Source organism: Cellulophaga baltica (assembly GCF_900102165.1).
In the GTDB taxonomy this organism is placed as follows: Bacteria; Bacteroidota; Bacteroidia; order Flavobacteriales; family Flavobacteriaceae; genus Cellulophaga; species Cellulophaga baltica.
On the sequence record NZ_FNBD01000001.1, the window covers coordinates 536,835 to 555,384 of the forward strand.

At 35.2% G+C, this 18,550-nt stretch carries 18 protein-coding genes; 8 read left to right on the forward strand and 10 right to left on the reverse strand.

Features of this window, described 5'->3' with window-relative positions:
- Nucleotides 1-20: 20 nt before the first annotated feature.
- The 4 genes from BLQ19_RS21165 to BLQ19_RS02405 all read left to right on the forward strand — a co-directional run bounded on the left by BLQ19_RS21165 (nucleotide 21) and on the right by BLQ19_RS02405 (nucleotide 2,496).
- Nucleotides 21-170, forward strand: coding sequence for a hypothetical protein (locus tag BLQ19_RS21165; protein ID WP_155854742.1), 150 nt, complete (start codon nucleotides 21-23; stop codon nucleotides 168-170).
- Between the two features lies 1 nt (nucleotide 171).
- Nucleotides 172-324: a lmo0937 family membrane protein gene (locus BLQ19_RS20985; protein WP_139150184.1), complete on the forward strand. Its 153-nt coding sequence runs from the start codon at nucleotides 172-174 to the stop codon at nucleotides 322-324.
- 15 nt (nucleotides 325-339) lie between these two features.
- A complete protein-coding gene (locus tag BLQ19_RS02400; protein WP_024482089.1) occupies nucleotides 340-1,368 on the forward strand; it encodes an AraC family transcriptional regulator in 1,029 nt (342 codons plus the stop codon).
- Nucleotides 1,369-1,554: 186 nt separating this feature from the next.
- The gene (locus BLQ19_RS02405) at nucleotides 1,555-2,496 is read left to right on the forward strand and encodes an Abi family protein (protein ID WP_074537267.1); all 942 of its coding nucleotides are present in this window, start codon (nucleotides 1,555-1,557) and stop codon (nucleotides 2,494-2,496) included.
- 40 nt (nucleotides 2,497-2,536) lie between these two features.
- Here BLQ19_RS02405 and BLQ19_RS02410 read toward each other — a convergent pair whose 3' ends face one another.
- Nucleotides 2,537-3,025 carry a Dps family protein gene (locus BLQ19_RS02410; RefSeq protein ID WP_024482090.1) on the reverse strand — a complete coding sequence of 163 codons (489 nt, stop codon included), beginning with the start codon at nucleotides 3,023-3,025 and terminating at the stop codon, nucleotides 2,537-2,539.
- Nucleotides 3,026-3,234: 209 nt separating this feature from the next.
- Here BLQ19_RS02410 and BLQ19_RS02415 point away from each other — a divergent pair, with 209 nt between their 5' ends.
- Entirely contained in the window at nucleotides 3,235-4,053 is an 819-nt protein-coding gene (locus tag BLQ19_RS02415) for a glucose 1-dehydrogenase (protein ID WP_074537268.1), read from the forward strand.
- Between the two features lie 66 nt (nucleotides 4,054-4,119).
- Here the strand turns inward: BLQ19_RS02415 and BLQ19_RS02420 are convergent, their stop codons facing one another.
- The 3 genes from BLQ19_RS02420 to BLQ19_RS02430 form a co-directional block, all read right to left on the reverse strand.
- Nucleotides 4,120-5,247 carry a DUF748 domain-containing protein gene (locus BLQ19_RS02420; protein WP_074537269.1) on the reverse strand — a complete coding sequence of 376 codons (1,128 nt, stop codon included), beginning with the start codon at nucleotides 5,245-5,247 and terminating at the stop codon, nucleotides 4,120-4,122.
- A 10-nt stretch (nucleotides 5,248-5,257) separates the two neighbouring features.
- Entirely contained in the window at nucleotides 5,258-5,671 is a 414-nt protein-coding gene (locus tag BLQ19_RS02425) for an arsenate reductase family protein (RefSeq protein WP_235698017.1), read from the reverse strand.
- Nucleotides 5,672-5,750: 79 nt separating this feature from the next.
- Nucleotides 5,751-7,286, reverse strand: coding sequence for a hypothetical protein (locus BLQ19_RS02430; protein ID WP_139150185.1), 1,536 nt, complete (start codon nucleotides 7,284-7,286; stop codon nucleotides 5,751-5,753).
- 156 nt (nucleotides 7,287-7,442) lie between these two features.
- Between BLQ19_RS02430 and cls the strand changes: the two genes are divergently transcribed.
- From cls to BLQ19_RS02445, 3 genes are all read left to right on the forward strand, one after another.
- A complete protein-coding gene (gene cls / locus BLQ19_RS02435; RefSeq protein ID WP_074537271.1) occupies nucleotides 7,443-8,867 on the forward strand; it encodes a cardiolipin synthase in 1,425 nt (474 codons plus the stop codon).
- A gap of 100 nt (nucleotides 8,868-8,967) precedes the next feature.
- Nucleotides 8,968-9,438, forward strand: a complete 471-nt coding sequence (locus tag BLQ19_RS02440) for a hypothetical protein (RefSeq protein WP_025616094.1) — start codon at nucleotides 8,968-8,970, stop codon at nucleotides 9,436-9,438.
- Nucleotides 9,439-9,442: 4 nt separating this feature from the next.
- Nucleotides 9,443-10,093 (forward strand): hypothetical protein, encoded by a 651-nt coding sequence (locus BLQ19_RS02445; protein ID WP_083332163.1) that lies wholly within the window; start codon nucleotides 9,443-9,445, stop codon nucleotides 10,091-10,093.
- A 10-nt stretch (nucleotides 10,094-10,103) separates the two neighbouring features.
- Here BLQ19_RS02445 and BLQ19_RS02450 read toward each other — a convergent pair whose 3' ends face one another.
- The 6 genes from BLQ19_RS02450 to BLQ19_RS02475 form a co-directional block, all read right to left on the reverse strand.
- Nucleotides 10,104-11,624: a GH3 family acyl-acid amido synthetase gene (locus BLQ19_RS02450; RefSeq protein WP_074537272.1), complete on the reverse strand. Its 1,521-nt coding sequence runs from the start codon at nucleotides 11,622-11,624 to the stop codon at nucleotides 10,104-10,106.
- A gap of 94 nt (nucleotides 11,625-11,718) precedes the next feature.
- Nucleotides 11,719-12,282, reverse strand: a complete 564-nt coding sequence (locus BLQ19_RS02455; RefSeq protein WP_025616097.1) for a type 1 glutamine amidotransferase domain-containing protein — start codon at nucleotides 12,280-12,282, stop codon at nucleotides 11,719-11,721.
- 166 nt (nucleotides 12,283-12,448) lie between these two features.
- Entirely contained in the window at nucleotides 12,449-14,074 is a 1,626-nt protein-coding gene (locus BLQ19_RS02460; protein ID WP_074537273.1) for a sulfatase family protein, read from the reverse strand.
- Nucleotides 14,075-14,084: 10 nt separating this feature from the next.
- The gene (gene bglX / locus BLQ19_RS02465) at nucleotides 14,085-16,355 is read right to left on the reverse strand and encodes a beta-glucosidase BglX (protein ID WP_074537370.1); all 2,271 of its coding nucleotides are present in this window, start codon (nucleotides 16,353-16,355) and stop codon (nucleotides 14,085-14,087) included.
- A 31-nt stretch (nucleotides 16,356-16,386) separates the two neighbouring features.
- Nucleotides 16,387-17,169, reverse strand: a complete 783-nt coding sequence (locus tag BLQ19_RS02470; protein ID WP_024482102.1) for a carboxylesterase family protein — start codon at nucleotides 17,167-17,169, stop codon at nucleotides 16,387-16,389.
- The gene (locus BLQ19_RS02475; protein ID WP_074537274.1) at nucleotides 17,159-18,547 is read right to left on the reverse strand and encodes a glucoamylase family protein; all 1,389 of its coding nucleotides are present in this window, start codon (nucleotides 18,545-18,547) and stop codon (nucleotides 17,159-17,161) included. The genes BLQ19_RS02470 and BLQ19_RS02475 overlap by 11 nt, the downstream gene beginning before the upstream one ends.
- Between the last annotated feature and the right edge of the window lie 3 nt (nucleotides 18,548-18,550).

Here is an 18,550-nt window from a genome sequence, read left to right on the forward strand (position 1 = left end):
CAATCAGAAAAACAACTACTATGAATCAGAATAACTATAAATATCAGACAAATTCCAGAGTTGGAAATATAAGAAGTGCCATAGGAACTACTATTGAATCTTTAAACGACTACATCTCTAACAACATTGGAAATAGTGTTGTAGACAAGAATATAGAACAAACAGATTAGCATGCTCAGATACTTTAAAATTCTAGCAGCAATATTATTAGCGCTGTGGGCCATAGGGTTTTTCTTTTTTGATTTCGGCCTATTAATTCATCTAGTATTAATAATGGCAGCAGTGCTTCTTATTATTAGTGTTTTAAAAGAGAACAATTATTAACGTAAAAACAGCATTATGAAAACGATACAACTAAAAACAAATACAATATCTCAAATGTTTAATGACCTACAGAATGAATTAGGTGGGAAATTAAATAAAACAAGTCAAGAATTTAAATTAGAATTGAATAGCGATTTAGCTATCGGTTCTATCTCAGGGATCACTTTTAAGAACGATATTACATTTATGAAATATGATGTTACTTTTAAGCAAGATACCATCATAAAAAGCACAACAAGCGCTACTAACCCAATTAACTTTATGTATTGTTCTAACGGACAATTATCATACGGGTTTAGTGAAACTTCTATAAAAAAATCATTAAATCAGTTTCAAACAGGTATTTTCTCAAGCGACCCAAATAGAGATTCTATTTTATTCTTCAGAAAAGACCAAGCTGTGAAATTTACCAACATAAAAGTTGATGCATTACAGGTGTCTGATGATGAAAGTATTGATTTATTAAAAAATCAGTTGATAAAAAACTTCATGCCTAAAAATGGTGAAGAAATGTATACGTATGTTGGTTCTTACAACTTAAAAATTGCTGAGAAAATTCAACAAATAGATGCAATTAGCCAAAAAGGTATAGTACGTAATTTATTAATAAACGGTACCGTACACGTAATTTTAGCTTTAGAAATTCAACAACATAAAGAAGACTTAAAGAATCTTAAAAATAACTTCGGTTCATTAACCAGAAGTGAAATGGAAGATATTAAGGAAATCTCTAGCTTCATTAAAAACTACCCAGAGATTCAATATAGCTTAAAATACTTAAGCAAAAAGTCTGGTTTATCTCCTTCAAAATTACAAGAAGGTTTTAAATTATTACATGATAGAACGGTGACTGATTTTATTAGAAACGTACGTGTAGAAACTGCTGAAAACTTAATCAAAACCACAGATTTGAATATTTCGGAGATTGTTTACACTGTAGGATTAACTAGTAGAAGTTACTTCTCTAAAATTTTCAAAGAAAAGTATGACTGTAGTCCAAAATACTACCAAGACAATCAACATAGATTAGGTGTTACTGCATAATCTAACACACATAGAATAGTAAAAGCCAGCTTATAAGCTGGCTTTTATTTTAAAATAGAAATAAACATTTAGATAATATTGATAAATTCTTTATTTCTTGTATCTTCACGGCAACATACTTACCCCGCTTCTCGTTGGATCAGCGCGCTCAGGGTAAGTTTTTTTTTGCTTAAAAGTTAATTAAACATGAGTAAGAAATCGTATACTAAACCCGCACTCCTTTATACAGAACAAATAATCAAATTAAAAAGTAGGGGATTAATTATAAATAATACACCTAAAGCTCTTCACCTACTTCAGCACTTGAGCTACTATAGACTATCAGGTTACTGGTATACTCTACTTGACCATCCTAAGAAAAATCATCGATTTAAGATAGATGCTACATTCGATCAAGCTTTTGATCTTTATTGTTTTGATAGAGAATTAAGACAATTAATTCTAAATCAAATAGAAAAAATTGAAGTTTCTGTACGTGCAACTATAGCATATGAATGCTCACATAGTTGGGGTGCTTTTTGGTTATCTGATAAAAATAATTTTAAAAACGATAGTGAACACAAGAATACAATATTAAAGATATCGAAGGAAATTGACAGGAGCAAAGAATTATTTTTACAAGAGTATGACAAAAAATATTTAGAAAAGCTTCCGCCAAGTTGGATTACTTTGGAAGTATGTTCCATAGGTAGCTTATCATGGGTATATCGTATAATTAAACCAGGTAAGACAAAAAGAGAAATTTCGAGAAAATACGGTTTAAATGAGAAAGTATTTGAGACTTGGTTGCATTCCTTAGTTTACATAAGAAATATTTGCGCTCACCACAGTAGGTTGTGGAATAAAAAACTTGCAATTAAACCAGAAATACCAAAAAATTTTAAAGGAAATTGGATTGTTAATACAGAGATAACAGATAGTAGGAATCATTCTAAAAATAGCATAAAAAATAAAACTTATTTTACCATATGCATTGTACAGTACCTACTAAATATTATAAATCCGAAGAATAATTTTAAAGAGAACTTAGATGAATTATTTGATAAGTATCCCAATATTGATCTAAAAGCAATGGATTATACTTCAAATTGGCGAGAAGAAACATTGTGGTCACAAAAAAAGCGTTAAGACTATCATCTTAACGCTTTTTACTATTTTTTTTAAGCTCTTAGAACTTCTTCACTGATGCTCTTAACATCCAAGCCATTTCCTCATGTTGTTGCATGATTCCAGTGATAAAATCTGCGGTACCTTCGTCATTATGCTCTTCTGCATTTTCACCAATACTTTTTCTGATAAAAGCAATTACTTTTTGATGGTCTTCCAATAATATTTCCATAAAACTGATACTATCATTTTGCTCTGGGCCATTTTCGTCTAATTGAGATAACTCAATAAAACGCTTCATTGATCCTGGAGAGTAGAATCCTAACATACGGATACGTTCTGCTACGGCATCTAAAATAGTTTCTAATTTGCCATACTCCTCTTCAAAATACACGTGCTTGGTGTGAAAGTCATGCCCTTCAACATTCCAATGTGCATTTCTATATTTTGTATACATTAAAAATTCATCTGCTAATAGTTGCTCTAACATTTCAACTACTGCTTTTCTGTTTGATTTTTTAATTCCGATTTCTGCTGTTTCTGATTTCATTATATATATGTTTTAATTATTATCTACCACTAAATTAAGGGTTTACCCCAACTTTCATTAATGGTAATCAATGAATAATTACTCCAAAAGCAGAACCATTCCTACCTATTGCCAGAATTACTTCAAAAGCTAAAATAATTGGCTCAAAAAAAGTATAAACACTTGATAATCTGCTTTTAATTGTATTTTGAGGGATAAAAAACGAAGACATGCAAAAACCTAATAATAGACTTGAAAATCAAACCTGTATTGTATCCGGATCTAGTTCTGGAATTGGTGCGGCTATAGCCAAATCAATTGCAATGGAAGGTGCCAATATGGTAGTCAACTATCACAGTAGTAAGGAAGAAGCCGAAGAGGTGGCTCATTGGATTGAGGAAAACTCTAATTGTGGAAACGCCATCGTTGTTCAATGCGATGTAGGAAAGGAAGCTGATGTAAAAAACTTATTCAAGCAAGCTATCTCAAAATTTGGTACGGTAGATATATGCGTAGCCAATTCTGGAATTCAACAAGATTATGCTCTGCATGAAATGCCCTTAAGCGCTTGGCAACAAGTTATAGACACCAATTTAACCGGACAATTTTTATGCGCGAAAGAAGCACTTAATGAATTTATGAGACGCGGTATGCGCCCAGATGTTTCTAATTCTCTTGGTAAAATCATCCACATAAGTTCTGTACATGAAATTATTCCATGGGCAGGTCATGCCAATTACGCCACCACCAAAGGAGGCTTAAAAATGTTAATGGAAAGCATCTGTCAAGAGTATGCTCCCAAAAAAGTACGTTGCAATTCTATTGCACCAGGAGCTATAAAAACAGACATTAATAAAGAAGTTTGGGAAACTAGGGAAGGCTTAGAAAACATCTTAAAACTTATCCCCTATGACCGCATGGGACTTCCAGAAGATATTGGTAGCGTAGCCAGCTGGTTGGCATCAGATGAATCTGAATACGTAAATGGTACTACTATTTTTGTAGACGGTGGAATGACCTGTTACCCAGGCTTTTCTTCTAATGGATAATCTAAAAAAAAGGGAGAATTACACGTGTAATTTCTCCCTTTTCCAAACAGCTAACAATTATATTTTTTAATTTTTATCTTTCTTCTTCTCTTTCTTAGAGCTTTTATCGGCCTCTTGCTCTGCATCTTCAAAAGTAATCTCATCATCTACAGTACCTTTAAATGCTTTGATCCAACCATTTTTTATAATATTGGTGAACGTGGGCCATACTTTAGACTTCACACTATTTAAATCGCCCTCCATAGGCACTTTTGTTGCCAAAGTATTATTTCCTTTATTCTTTAACACAAACTTGAAGAAACCTACAAAGCCCTCCCAAAGGGTGTCAAAAAATTTATCTTGTTCTTTACTAATTAGCTTTGAATCCTTTAATAATGGTTTTACATATCCTTTTAAGTAACCATCTGCAATAGCAATTTCACTAAAAATATTGAAATTCCCAGAAGCAAAATCTATTCCTGCATAATGGTTCGTAAAATCATTTAATGCCGTAATAGAAGCATCTTCTAATGAAAAACCGATATCCACATCTGGGATAGGCTTTACTAAATTCATCTTTCCATTAAGGGTAAATTTTCCGTTTCCTATGGAGACTGCTGTGGCATGCAAATCTGAGGGTAGCGTTCTGTCTTCTTGTACAATATTTCTGAGATTAGTTGCTTGGAGGTTTACCTCGTTCATATGCAGGTCTATTGTTGGTTCTGCAGTAACCTCAACAAAGGCTACCTTTCCTCCTACAATCTCTAAATTATTAATATCAATAGGCACTAAATCTGTCAAAGCCTTTGTCCAGTCATCAATATCTGGATCTTCTGAAGCTCCTTCTTTTTGGTCTTCAAAAACATAAATAACCTCAGGGCGCGTCATCGTAATTTCACTCACCACTTTACCTTTTAAAAGCGATTTCCATTCTATAGAGATATCTGTTTTTTCGAAGTTTAAAAAAGGCACCTCTGATCCTGCATTTACTTTATTCAAATAAAGATCATGAATTACGTAGGCTCCTCGAATCAAGGAAATATCTATTCCCTCTACATGCCCGTAATATCCGGGGATATCAGCAAGAACATTATTTACATATTTCTTTACGAAAACTGGCAGAAGTAACCTAGCAATAATCAATATGGCGATTATAACTATTGGTACTATATACCTTTTCTTTTTATATACTTTCCTGTGTTTTTTCTGATTCAAAATAAGTTGTTTACTTTTTTTCTATTCCTGCACTATTCGCTTCAAGGTATTTTTTAAATTCAGCACCAGAGGTAAGCTGATAGTAGTTCTCACCAAATACTAATACAGGAAATTGCACCAATTTTGGATTCTTATCTAAAATTTTAATCCAATCATGAGCTTCCATATCAATAGCTTTATCACCATATAATTTTACAAAGTCTGGATGCTCTGTATCTATGAGTTGCTTTACAGGGATTTCTAGTTTCTCGGCCAGCTCTGCCCACTGCGTTCCTGTAATATTTGTTTTAGAAATATCTATTCCTAAAACTTCTTTATCAGAAGCTTGTACATAGCCATAACATTGTTTTCCTATACTATTTTCTGAATTGTAAAACAGCGTGATTTTATTTTTATTTGTTGAAATGACTCCCATATCTTCCATGTCTAGTATTTTGAGTAAAGATATCTTAGAACCCTGACCAGTAGTATCTTATTTCATTTTATTATTAATCCGATTACATCTATTCTTTTTTACCGTTTCCTACCATGGTATGCAAGATTCCATCCTTTACATTAATCCATAAATAATTGAAGAACGATTTTGTGGGATCTCTTTCCACTTCTATTTGCCCATGTCTAAATCCATGTTCATCCGTATTAGAGCCATCATTTGTAAAGATGTTTACCACTGTGGTTAAAAATTTATTCACCCCTAGACGGTCTTTTTTCAAGACAACAAAACTAAAATCAGAGTAATTCATTTTTATATCTCCAGAAGATACATATTCATCTCCGCTAATGGTAAAATATAAAGCATCTATAGTGCCCTTTGCCTCTGCTCTTAAGTTAGGTCTTAAGAATGCATCTAATTCTTCGGTGTTAAAATTAGAAATAACCCCAGAAGCTTTAAATAGATGCTTGCCATTTTCCTCATAGAAAGACCAATCTAATTCAATAGGGGCTGCTCCCATAATTTTGGCCTTATTCTTAATCGTAAGTGGTTTTGAGCCCACACTAGAAATATTTTTCATCACAGAGGTCACCTCTGTAAAAATTAATTCTCCTGGTTTGGTAGTTGGCGAAACTAACTCTGAATAAGATACGCTTCCGTTTTCTACCAACAAACAAGGAATAGTTAAACCGAAAGGCAAGTTTCTGATTGTTTTTCCAAACATATCTGTTAGAGTATAGTCATCTGGCATTAGCTTATTCCTATACATTTCTAAGGCCAATCCTTTAATTACAACAGAGGGTATTTTCACATCAAGAGAGTCTTGTTCTATCTTAAAATCGAACTTAGAAAGAGTCACCTCGGGTATTTTCAGACAGATCCAATCGCGCTCTTTTGCAATATGCTTTTGCAACGCCACTTTGGTATACTTTGTCTTTAACTCTACCCCATTAAGCACTATTGCACCATCAGATTTAAGAGTATCAATATGCAAATTTTCATACGGCCCTAAAGCTGTTTTAATTGCAGTTGCCGCTAAAGTATAAGAAGAATATGTAAAAGGAATTTTGTCCTGTAGGGTATTAGAAGATAGCTTAATATCGTTCACACCAATAGCTATCGCTTCCGCAGAAAACAGCAAACTATCGGTTTTTCTATCTACCAACTTCAAGTCTGCATGTACTAATTGAAAATTCTGAATTGCTATTTTTTCTTTAAAATTTGATGGCGTAGGTTTCTCAGTAGTGGTGGTGTCCTTTGTTTGAAATGCCGCAGTTACTCCGTCTAGTTTTATATGGTCGATGGAAATAGTACCATGCCTGAAATACGCTACATATCCAAAACCGTCTAGGCTTAGATTGCTAATTTTTGCAGTGTTCAACAACGATTGATGCGCTAAGGTGATGTTCTCTAGACTAAGGCGACTAGAAAGTAAATTTAAACTCAGTTCTTCATACTCCACGTGCAGCGTAGACGCAAGTTCTATTTTTAACGCTTGAGCAATTTTGCTTTTTACGTAAAAATGTACCGCGCTATAGAGTACTACAAATAGTGTTATTGTACCAAGTGTCCAGAAAATATGATTCTTACGTAAAATTGGTTTCAATGGAAATTTAGTTTTGTTTAAGGATGTAAACTTCTTTAATTTATAAGTTAATCCGCATCCCAATCCATTTAATAATTAACTGTAATAACAGCAATAGCGCTAAATGTCCTATGAAATTAAGTACTTTGATTTAGAATTTAAAACTCCAACCACTACATGATCAAAACAATACTTTTAATTGGTTACCTTATATTGACATTGTGGGCATTTGGAAGCATTGTTCTTCACGGTTCAAGACCTACTAAATCGTTAAGTTGGTTATTAACCATTATAGCCATACCTTTTGGTGGCCCCATACTCTATTATCTCTTTGGCGTCAATAGAAGAAAATTTCGTTTTTTTAGACTTAGACAAACGGAGAGAAGGCGTTTATATGATGAGACCTACAAAAGCCTATCAACCACAGAAGACGACATTCATGTTCATGAAAACAAATACGAAAAGCTATCTAATTTAAATAAGAAAAACACATTCTTCCCTTCTTACAAAGGCAATAATGTCACAATTCTTAATGATGGAGAAGAAACCTTTGATGCCATTTTTGAAGCCATAAAAAATGCAAAATCTTTTGTACACCTACAATATTATATTTTTGAAGAAGGCGAATTAACAGAACGATTTTATGAATTGTTTAAAGCGAAAATTAAAGAAGGGGTAGAAGTACGTTTAATTTATGATTCTGTTGGAAGTTTTTCCTTTAGAGGCAAAACAATAAAACGCTTTAAAGATATTGGAGTACAAGCTTACCCTATGATGCCCCTTCGTTTTGGTAGCTTGCTCTTTACCTTAAATTATAGAAACCATAGAAAAATTCTGATTATCGATGGTTGTATAGGGTTTACGGGAGGTGTAAATGTATCTGACAAGTACATAAAAAAAAGTTCCCCTCTTGGCATCTGGAAAGATTTACATGTACGATTAGAAGGCCCTGTAGTTAACAGCTTGCACCGTGTTTTTATCAAAGATTATCACTTTGCGAGCAGTAAAGAGATGCTTATCAATGAAAAATACTTGCCTAATCTTAAGCCTATAGGGGAAAGTACGGTACAAATAGTGGCTAGTGGGCCAGACTCCAGACAGCCTGCCGTAATGCAACAGTATATTTCTATGATTAATAGCGCTACATCATCAATCTATATTGCCAATCCTTATTTTATTCCCGGTACCACTGTATTACAAGCTATCAAAATTGCTGCCCTAAGTGGAATTGAAGTAAGTCTCTTAATTCCTAATAAATCAGATTCGCTAATGGCAAAACACTCTATGTTTTCCAGGTTTGAAGAGCTCCTCGCTATTGGCGTAAACATCTATTTACGAGAAGACTTCTCGCACAGTAAAGTTATACTGATTGATAATGAAGTTGCGTCTGTAGGATCTGGGAATTTTGACTATCGCAGCTTCGAACATAATTTTGAAGCCAATGCCGTTATTTATGATAAAAAGATTACCGAGGCTATTTGTAAAGAATTTACAGAATATTGTGAAATTAATAAAAGCTTAGATTACGAAACCTTTAAAAACCGTCCATTTTATCAGCGTTTTATAGAAGGAATCGCTAAATTTTTCAGTCCGCTACTCTAAATGTAAAAAATGCATAAGAGTTAATATATTCGTTGAACTGAGCAATAGCCTATGCAAGTTTCCTATATATTTGTCTCGAATAATTTTTAAACAAACAACAATGAAAAAAATATTAGGTGTATTTGCAATCATTCTACTTGCCAGCATTTCTGCACAGGCACAAAGTATCTCTAAAAATGCTTTAGGTCTTAGATTAGGAGACAATGACGGATTTGGCGGTGAGATATCATACCAAAGATATTTAAAGGAAAACAACCGTTTAGAGTTTGATTTAGGATGGAGAGATTCTAACAATGTAGACGCGTTTAAACTAGTTGGTTTATACCAATGGGTAATGCCTATTGAAGGAAACTTTAATTGGTTCGTAGGTGCTGGTGCAGGTATTGGATCTTTTGATGCTGGCGAAAACGATGGTACTTTTGCTTTAATTGCAGGTGATATAGGTATCGAGTATAATTTTGATTTCCCTTTGATACTATCCTTAGATATGCGTCCTGAACTAGGATTCAATGACAATTATTCTGATGATTTAGATTTAGATATCGCCTTAGGGATCAGATATCAATTTTAAATACATGAAAAAGAGAATAAAAAATAAAAAGTGGCAATTTGCCACTTTTTTACTTTTAGCACTAGCCACACTTATAATCTACGAAAATATGATAGAAAAAAATTCAGAACATATTATCCCAGATACAATTCGTAAGGAAGCGGAGTTTGCCTTATCTCATTATCCGGAATTAAAAAATACCCGAATTGAATTTAAATTTAAAAAGGATATTAAAAAATCAATCATGCAAGCGCAACCCTCTTTTCTAAGCTTATTACGGCCTAAAAAGAAACGAAGCTACTATATTTTTATAAGTGAAAACTTTGAAATAGAAGGACAGAAATTTGCTACTAAAGATATTCCTGAAAACGTTATGATAGGATGGTTAGGACACGAGCTAGGACACGTCATGGACTATAGAAACCGTAGTAGTTTAAATCTAATTTGGTTTGGCATAAAGTATTACTTTATAGACGCATCAATCAAAGAAGCAGAAAGAGCTGCAGATTCTCATGCAGTTGCTAAAAATTTAGACGGATATATTCTTGACACTAAAAACTTTATATTAAACAACACTAATTTATCAGAAATCTATAAAGCTCGAATTAGAAAATATTATTTATCTCCAGATGAGATTATGATTCTTGTAGAAGAACGTGACAAAGCAAAACAATAGTTACGTATAACTACTGTTTTGCAACAAATTCTTCCCAAGTTTTAAACTTCTCTTCATTCATTACCCGCTCCATTTTTACTTGCCCACCTTTCTTCTTCTTGGCTCCACTCCACTCATGAAAAACGGAAGGAGACACTACGGCCACTTTTACTCCTTTTAATGCCTTAGAACGGGCCACCCTATAGTTCTTATTAGCTTCTTTTAAATGTTCATCTAAAGCTGCAACAACCTCTTCCGTAACCAAATTGCTTTCACACCCCAGATACCAACTATGGTAAAAATCGTCCTCAAAACGTTTAGCACACAAGGTATATTCAGGTATTTTTACGTTAAACACTTCTTCTATATGATTAACAGCGTCATCTAATTTATTTACGGACAACTGAGAACCAACAGTATTTAAAAAGAATTTAGTTCTTCCCGTAATTTTAATTTCTGCACGCGCTACGTCCGTAAATTCAATAGTATCCCCAATAAGATAACGCCACGTACCCGAAACGGTACTTATAATTAAAGCATAGTCTTGATCTTTCGCTACTTCCGATAATCTTAAGGTAGGAGCATCACTCGTCAAGGAACCGTCTTGATTAATGTATTCTGGTTTAAAGGGCACAAACTCAAAATAGATTCCGTTGTTCGTTGCTAATTTCATTGCATCGGTTTCTGGTCTAGATTGGAAAGCTATAAAACCTTCTGAGGCCAAATAGGTATCTATAACCGTCATAGGTTTCCCCATTAAAGCCATAAAACTTTTTTCGTATGGCCCAAAAGCTACTCCACCAGAAGTATACACTTGTAAATTTGGCCAAATTTCATGTATGTTTTTTAAGTTATGATCTGCTATGACCTTTTCCAACATTAATTCTATCCATGAAGGTATACCGCTTAAAGCACCAATATCCCAATTTTTGGCATTATCAGATATTTTCTGAACCCGCTCATCCCAATCCTCTATTTGTGCAATTTCTTCCCCTGGTTTATAGTAATCTCTAAACCAAAACGGAATATTACTTGCACTTATTCCACTTATTTCGCCTTCCAGATGTGTGTCTTTTTCGGTTAAATCTGTAGAACTCCCCAACATTAAAATTCCTTTTTCAAAAAATTCTGCCGGCAAATCAAAATTCGCTAACGCAGATACTTGATCAATACCTGTACTTTTTATAGCAGCAATCATGTCATCTGTTACCGGTATTTTCTTGCTAGATTTCCCCGTAGTACCAGAACTCAATGCATAATAATCTGGTCTTCCTGGCCACGTAATATTTTCACCACCTTCATGAAGTTTATGCCACCATTCTGCATTCATTTTGTTATAATCAAAGAAAGGAATAGTTTCTGAAAACTGCTTAGATGTATTTTCAGAAGCTAAAAGCTCATCAAATTTATAATGAATTCCAAACGCTGTATCCTTTGCTGTATCAAGCAAATCTTTCAATACTTGTTCTTGTTCTTCTATTGGGTTAGACTCTGATGTTAGTATATCTTTTAAATCTATAATCCCTTTTATTACTGCTCCTAAAATTGCCATGCTGTTTTTTTTTATAATGTTGGTTAGAAAAAAATCGGTCAAGAAAATTCCCAGACCGATCCTTAAATACGTACGATATGTTAGTATCTAATACCTAAGCATTAGCAACTTGCTTATCATGCTTGCCCTCTCCAATTTCTTCAATTACTTTGCTGATAAAAGCTGGTAAATCGTCCGGATTTCTGCTGGTTACAAGTCCGCTGTCTACCACAACCTCTTTATCCAACCAAGTTGCTCCTGCATTTAAAACATCATCCTTAATGCTTTTAAAAGAAGTTACCTCTCTATTTTCTATAACTCCTGCGCTAATTAACAACCAAGGAGCATGGCAAATAGCTGCTACTGGTTTGTGACTCTTAAAAAAACTTCTAATAAATTCTAAAGAATTTTCATCTGTTCTTAAGGTATCTGGATTAGCAACACCACCTGGTAATACTAACGCATTGTAATCTGCTTCTTTAGCATCTTTTACAAGTTTAGTAACTGAAATGGCTTCACCCCAGTTCTTATCTTCCCAACTTTTTATTTCACCCTCTTTGATTGAAATTATATCGACAGATGCTCCTTCATTCTTTAAAGCATTTAGGGGCTCAAATAATTCAGATTTTTCGAATCCGTCTGTAGCTAGAATAGCTACTTTTTTGTCTTGTAGTTTCATAGATATATTTTTTAATTCATTAGTTTTTTACATACTACTCTTGCGAGTATACCACGTAAAATTACAACCGAAGCGAATAAAAAATGTGCTCTAATACATGTATAATGAACGCATAAGCAAAGAGTTAGCGTTAACAATTACTACAAACAACCAATAAATGTGCGTACTACTCTAAGGGCGTTCCTCTTAAACGCTTAAATTGCTTATAAGCTTCCTCTATTTGTTCTTGTGAGGCTTTCTCAAATTCTCTATCTGTGACCTTATATACTTTCTGAACACTATCTAACTTTTTGTGCATCATAGCACGAACATACCTATAATTAAAATCATTAATTAAATTATGAAGTTCTTTCGGGTCATTTTCAAGGTCATAGAGCTCCCATGCATCAATATCATCAAAAAAATGAATGAGTTTGTATTTTTGAGTTCTGACACCGTAATGCTTTTTCACCATATGAAAGGCCGGATAATCATAATAGTGATAGTAAACCACCTGTCTAAAATCATTTTCGTTCAAACTCCCGTCTAGCAAACCTCTAAATGATTCTCCTTGCATCTCTGACGCGTATTTTGATATCCCTGCAAAATCTAGAAATGTTGGCGCAAAATCTAAATTCTGTACCATAGCGTTAATAGTGGTATTGCCTTTTATCGTTCCTGGATACTGAATTAACAATGGAGTTCCAAAAGATTCTTCGTACATAAACCGTTTATCAAACCAACCTTTTTCTCCTAAATAAAACCCTTGATCAGAGGTATAAACTACTATAGTATTCTCTTCTAGCTTATTTTCTTTTAGATAGTCTAATAACTGCCCTACGCCTTCATCTACAGCCGCAATCGTCCCCATATAATCTTGGAGATACCGCTGTCCTTTCCATCGTGCCAAAGCTTCTCCATGCAAGTTTGCCGTATGGAATGCATTATTTTTAGAGCGATAGGCCGCATCCCAAGCTTCTCTTTGCGACAAAGTCATCCGATCAAAATCTGTTGGCCATGGGTTGTGCGCCAAAGAAGCATTCCCATATTCTTGTGTCATTTTTAAATCATGGCCCTCATACATATCTTTATAAATGGTTTGCCATTGTGCCGCTCCTGCTAATTGATCCTCAAAAGTTGGAAAATACGTATGAGGTAGCGGAAAATGCACACTATCATTTTTATTGGCATGACGAAGCGCAGGCATCCAATTCCTATGAGGAGCCTTATGCTGTACCATCATAAAAAATGGTGTGGTGTCCTGTTCTCTGTTCTTTAACCAATGTAACGCATCATTGGTAATTATATCTGTGGCATATCCTTCAATACGGGTCGTATCGCCTTTCTGAATAAAATCTGGATTGTAGTAGTTGCCTTGATCCACAATTATTTTCCAATCATCAAAACCTTCTGGATATCCATGCAAGTGCCACTTACCAAATAAAGCAGTTTTATACCCTGCTTGTTGCATCATCTTTGGCAGGGTAGGCTGACTACCATCAAAATGATCTCCGTTTTGCCTGAAACCGTTCATATGACTATGCTTCCCCGTTAATATTACTGCCCTACTGGGGCCGCAAATAGAATTGGTGACATAACTATGCTTGAAAAGCGCGCCATTCTCCGCAATCCTATCAATATTAGGAGTGGGTGCTATTTTACCTATGGGATGACCATAAGCGCTAATGGCCTGCATAGCATGATCATCTGCCATGATAAATATAATATTTGGCCTTTTCTTCTCTTTAATTTTTTCCATATCAGCACAAGATGCCAACCATACAACTAGAAAAGAAAAGACCAGATATTTCATTAAAATACTTTTAGTTCAAGCTAAACTTAGCGGTTAAAGTAGCCTCTGAATTTGTTCCTACATAGATCTCAAAATCTCCAGGCTCTGCAACAAATTCTAAATTGGAATTATAGAATTTCAAATCTTCGGGAGTTAGCGTGAGGGTTACCTGTTTGGTTTCTCCTTTTTTAAGCATTACTTTTTTAAACCCCTTCAACTGTTTTACCGGTTGCGTAATGCTTCTTACTACATCTTTGAGGTACAATTGCACCACTTCTTCCCCATCAAAATCGCCCGTATTTTTAACACTTACGGTAACGGTCAGGGGCTCATTTTGGTTTATTTGAGCAGTAGTAACTTTCAAATTACTATATTCAAATTCGGTATAACTTAGTCCGTAACCAAAAGGCAATAAAGGAGTATTCGGAGCGTCTAAATAGTTAGATTTAAACTTTTCAAATTCGGCCGTAGGTTGTGGTCTACCTGTATTCTTTATACTATGATAGATAGGAATCTGCCCAACATTTCGAGGCCAAGTAGCAGTTAATTTACCAGACGGATTGTAATCTCCAAACACCACATCTGCAATGGCATTCCCTGCCTCTACACCAGGAAACCACACTTGAAGAATACTAGCTGGTAAAGCAAGCTCTTCTTCTAAAACCAAAGGCCTACCACTCATTAAAACAAGCACCAAAGGTTTGCCTGTAGCTGCTAAAGCTCGTATTAATTTTTTCTGACTTTGAGGAATAGAAATATCTGCTCTACTAGAAGATTCTCCCGTAAACTCGGTGGCCTCACCCACAACAGCTACCACCACATCTGCTTCTTTTGCCAAGGCTACTGCCTCAGCAAGCATAACTTCTGCACTGCGCTTATCTATAGTTACGCGTTCACCAAATACATTAATTTTCTTGGCAAGTGCAGGATCATCCGTGATATTAGCCCCCTTGGCATGAGAAATTATTGCATTAGGAGCTACATTTTTAAATCCTTGAAGAATAGAAACAGAGAGTTGAGGGTCTCCGGTAGGCGCCCATGTACCTAACATATTATCTTTACTATTTGCTAAATCGCCTATCAATGCAATTGTAGCATTTTTTTGAAGTGGTAAATTTTTAGGCCCGTTTTTCAATAATACGAATGATTTTTTTGCAGCCTCTCTTGCTAGAGCTCTATTTTCATCTTTCAGAATATCTTTAGCAGGTCGTTTTTTATCTATGTATTTATAAGGATCATCAAACAGTCCTAAATTAAATTTAGCCTCTAAAATTCTTCGGCAAGCAGTGGTAATTTCTTCCTCTGTAACTTTTCCTTCTTCTAAGGATTTTTTTAAGGTGGTCAAAAAACCTTCACCCACCATATCCATATCTAAACCAGCTTTTAATGATAAAGCAGAGACGGCTTGTAAGTCTCCCAAACCATGTGCAATCATTTCATTTACCGAAGTATAATCTGAAACCACAAAACCGTTGAACTCCCAATCATCTCTCAGCAAATCTGTTAACAACCATTTGTTTCCAGAGGCAGGAATACCGTCAATATCATTAAAAGAACTCATAACACTACCTACTCCCGTATCTATAGCTGCTTTGTATGGCGGTAGGTACTCATTAAACATTTTAAGTCGACTCATATCTACAGAATTGTAATCCCTACCTGCTTCTGCAGCCCCATAAAGGGCAAAATGTTTTACCGTAGCCAACATGGTATTCTTAGCCATAAGATCATCCCCTTGATACCCCGTCACCATTGCTTTGGCAATCTGAGAACCCAAGTAAGGATCTTCCCCAGCGCCTTCAGAAATTCTTCCCCAACGAGGATCGCGAGAAATATCAACCATTGGAGAAAAATTCCAGTTAATCCCGTCAGCAGTAGCTTCCAATGCCGCAATCTGTGCTGTTCTTTTCATTAGTTCCATATCCCAAGAAGATGCTAATCCTAAAGGAATGGGAAAGGTGGTTTTATAGCCGTGAATAATATCAGATCCAAACAAAAGAGGGATTCCTAAACGTGTTTTTTTTACCGCAAAATCTTGTGCTGTCTTAATTTTCTCAGGTCCAGAAATTCCGAATAAACCTCCAACTTGGCCGGCTTTAATTTTTTCCTCTACATTAGAACTCACTACAGAACCTGTAGCAATACCCCCACCTGGAGTAACGAGGTTGAGCTGCCCAATTTTCTCCTCTATGGTCATCTTTTTTAATAATGCTTCTACCTCTGGAATTGTACGCTGTGCTTGTATTGAAGGAACTGCAAAAAATGCCGTTAGCGCTAAAATATGTAAGACTTTTAATTTCATTTTTACTATGCTATTTAAAATTGTAACTGACTTATTTTTTTTGTGCAAATAACCAAGGGAGTAATTCTGGCTCTGCGAATGTTGAATCCCAGCTATTATGATTAGCCTCACTATAGATGGTAACATTAGGATGCCCTCCATAGGCTATGATTTTCGAAGCCATTTCTAGGGATAATTGCGGATCTACGACATCATCTTTAGCCCCATGGAAAATCCATAAAGGCACTTTCTTTGCAAATTCTTCAGAACCTTTCTCATCACCACCACCACAAATGGCAATTGCTGCCGCAAATGTATCTGGCTTTCTATGCAAAATTTCATAGGTACCCATTCCGCCCATAGATAAGCCCATGACATATATTTGATCTTCTTTCACAAAAGGTTTTCCTACCAACTCATCTACCAATTCCATCACCATATGCATGGCCTGTGTTGGTTTTCTATGATATTTAAATTTTAAAGAAACAGGTCTTGATTTTCTATTCACTTTAGCGTTTGACCAATAATCTTCTTTTGGGCATTGTGGAAAAACAACAATTGCAGGGTAGTTTTCTAAACTTTCTTCACTAGCGAACAATGCACTACCATGTGCTAATTGCGTTTCATTATCTGCACCACGCTCTCCTGCTCCATGTAAAAAAAACACGATAGGGTATTGATTGGTATCTATGAAATCTTTGGGGTACATAATGCGATACTTTAAAGTATCTCCATCTTGAATAAAACTTTCTTTTTGATAGTTCTCCTTTTGTGCTTGTGCATAAAAAGCAACAAACAAAAAAAGTACCGCGCAAGCTAATTTTTTAATTTCCATATGTGAATCCTAATTTAGTTAAGCCGACTTGTACCTCATCATTCTGCATGAATAACTGCCAAAGTAAACCGGTTCTATAATTTTCTATCATGATAATTTGTGGCCCTTGATCTATCGCTAAATAGGCATCTGCTACCCAATTGTATTGCGGACTAAAAGCATCATAAAAACCAGCAGTTCCTAAGAGCTCCTCTTTTTTTCCGTAGAAGTAATGTAATGCTTGTAAAGATTCCTCAGGGGTATACACTATTGAACTAATTGCAGCCGTAGGAGAAATAACGCCTAAATCATTATTAGGGGCATGAGCTGCATATCCTAAACTAGCATCTGTATTTCTAGAATAGCTCGCCGTTAAACCCCAACAATCTTCACCGTAGTCTTTATAATTCTTAGGATTGGCAATGGCATAATTATAATTAATTTTACTATGGTTTATACTTAGCTCTCCATAATTCACATAGGCATCTGCGAGGCCATTTGGGTTTAAGCCTAAAAAGGAATAGTGTGAGAAAAAAAGTGGACCACCGAACTGTTCCGCCCCAGCATGATTCAACAATAAAGGGAATCCGTAAGCACTATTGGAAGATATAAACGTGCCGTTGGAAGCCCATCCGCCATCATACACAGATTTTGATATGCTGTAATCAGGAGAGGCTGCGGCTAATACATAGGTTATTAAGGTTTCGTTATACCCTTTTAAAGCTAAGTTAATGGCAAATCCGTTCGCGGGACTCCAATGCCAAAACAAAGCATCTTCTCCTTGTGTGTACCAGTTCCATTCTACCCCTTTCCAAAGTTCTTCTGCTTTATTCGCTAATGCTTTTTCTGCTTCAGAGCCATCTTTAAAGTATTCTTTTACACAGATAAGTCCTTGTACCAAGAAAGCCGTTTCTACTAAATCTCCACCGTCATCTAAGGCGCTAAATGGCTTTACTTTTCCTGTATTTCCATCTACCCAATGCGGCCAAGCACCATGAAAACGATCTGCTGTATCTAGAAAAGTAACAATTTTAGTTAAGCGATTTAACGCCTCTTCTCTTGATACATAGTTTCGTTCAATACCCACTAAAATTGCCATTAAACCAAAACCAGTACCGCTAATAGTTACCGTATTGGCATCATTATCTGGATTGCTAGGATGGTATCTTTCTTTAGCGGCTCCAGAACTTGGATGTGCATAATCCCAAAAATATTTAAACGTAGTCTCCTGTGTAACATCTAATAACTCTTCATCTGTAATTGAAATAACAGGTTCTTCTGGAGTTATTGGAGTTTCCGGTAATTCTGATACCCCCGTAGGGCCTTGAGAATCACTTTTAGAACAAGAGAAAACAAGGAATAAAAAAGAAAATAAGAGGGTATACTTTATGTTATTCATCTG

Coding starts and splice junctions, on each gene's coding strand:
- BLQ19_RS02450 (WP_074537272.1), bottom strand. CDS start 11,624: ATGGCAATTTTAGGAGCAGTAATAAAAGGGATTATAGATTTAAAAGAT.
- BLQ19_RS02455 (WP_025616097.1), bottom strand. CDS start 12,282: ATGAAACTACAAGACAAAAAAGTAGCTATTCTAGCTACAGACGGATTC.
- BLQ19_RS02400 (WP_024482089.1), top strand. CDS start 340: ATGAAAACGATACAACTAAAAACAAATACAATATCTCAAATGTTTAAT.
- cls (WP_074537271.1), top strand. CDS start 7,443: ATGATCAAAACAATACTTTTAATTGGTTACCTTATATTGACATTGTGG.
- BLQ19_RS21165 (WP_155854742.1), top strand. CDS start 21: ATGAATCAGAATAACTATAAATATCAGACAAATTCCAGAGTTGGAAAT.
- BLQ19_RS02460 (WP_074537273.1), bottom strand. CDS start 14,074: ATGAAATATCTGGTCTTTTCTTTTCTAGTTGTATGGTTGGCATCTTGT.
- BLQ19_RS02475 (WP_074537274.1), bottom strand. CDS start 18,547: ATGAATAACATAAAGTATACCCTCTTATTTTCTTTTTTATTCCTTGTT.
- BLQ19_RS02445 (WP_083332163.1), top strand. CDS start 9,443: ATGAAAAAGAGAATAAAAAATAAAAAGTGGCAATTTGCCACTTTTTTA.
- BLQ19_RS02470 (WP_024482102.1), bottom strand. CDS start 17,169: ATGGAAATTAAAAAATTAGCTTGCGCGGTACTTTTTTTGTTTGTTGCT.
- BLQ19_RS02405 (WP_074537267.1), top strand. CDS start 1,555: ATGAGTAAGAAATCGTATACTAAACCCGCACTCCTTTATACAGAACAA.
- bglX (WP_074537370.1), bottom strand. CDS start 16,355: ATGAAATTAAAAGTCTTACATATTTTAGCGCTAACGGCATTTTTTGCA.
- BLQ19_RS02440 (WP_025616094.1), top strand. CDS start 8,968: ATGAAAAAAATATTAGGTGTATTTGCAATCATTCTACTTGCCAGCATT.
- BLQ19_RS20985 (WP_139150184.1), top strand. CDS start 172: ATGCTCAGATACTTTAAAATTCTAGCAGCAATATTATTAGCGCTGTGG.
- BLQ19_RS02415 (WP_074537268.1), top strand. CDS start 3,235: ATGCAAAAACCTAATAATAGACTTGAAAATCAAACCTGTATTGTATCC.
- BLQ19_RS02410 (WP_024482090.1), bottom strand. CDS start 3,025: ATGAAATCAGAAACAGCAGAAATCGGAATTAAAAAATCAAACAGAAAA.
- BLQ19_RS02425 (WP_235698017.1), bottom strand. CDS start 5,671: ATGGAAGATATGGGAGTCATTTCAACAAATAAAAATAAAATCACGCTG.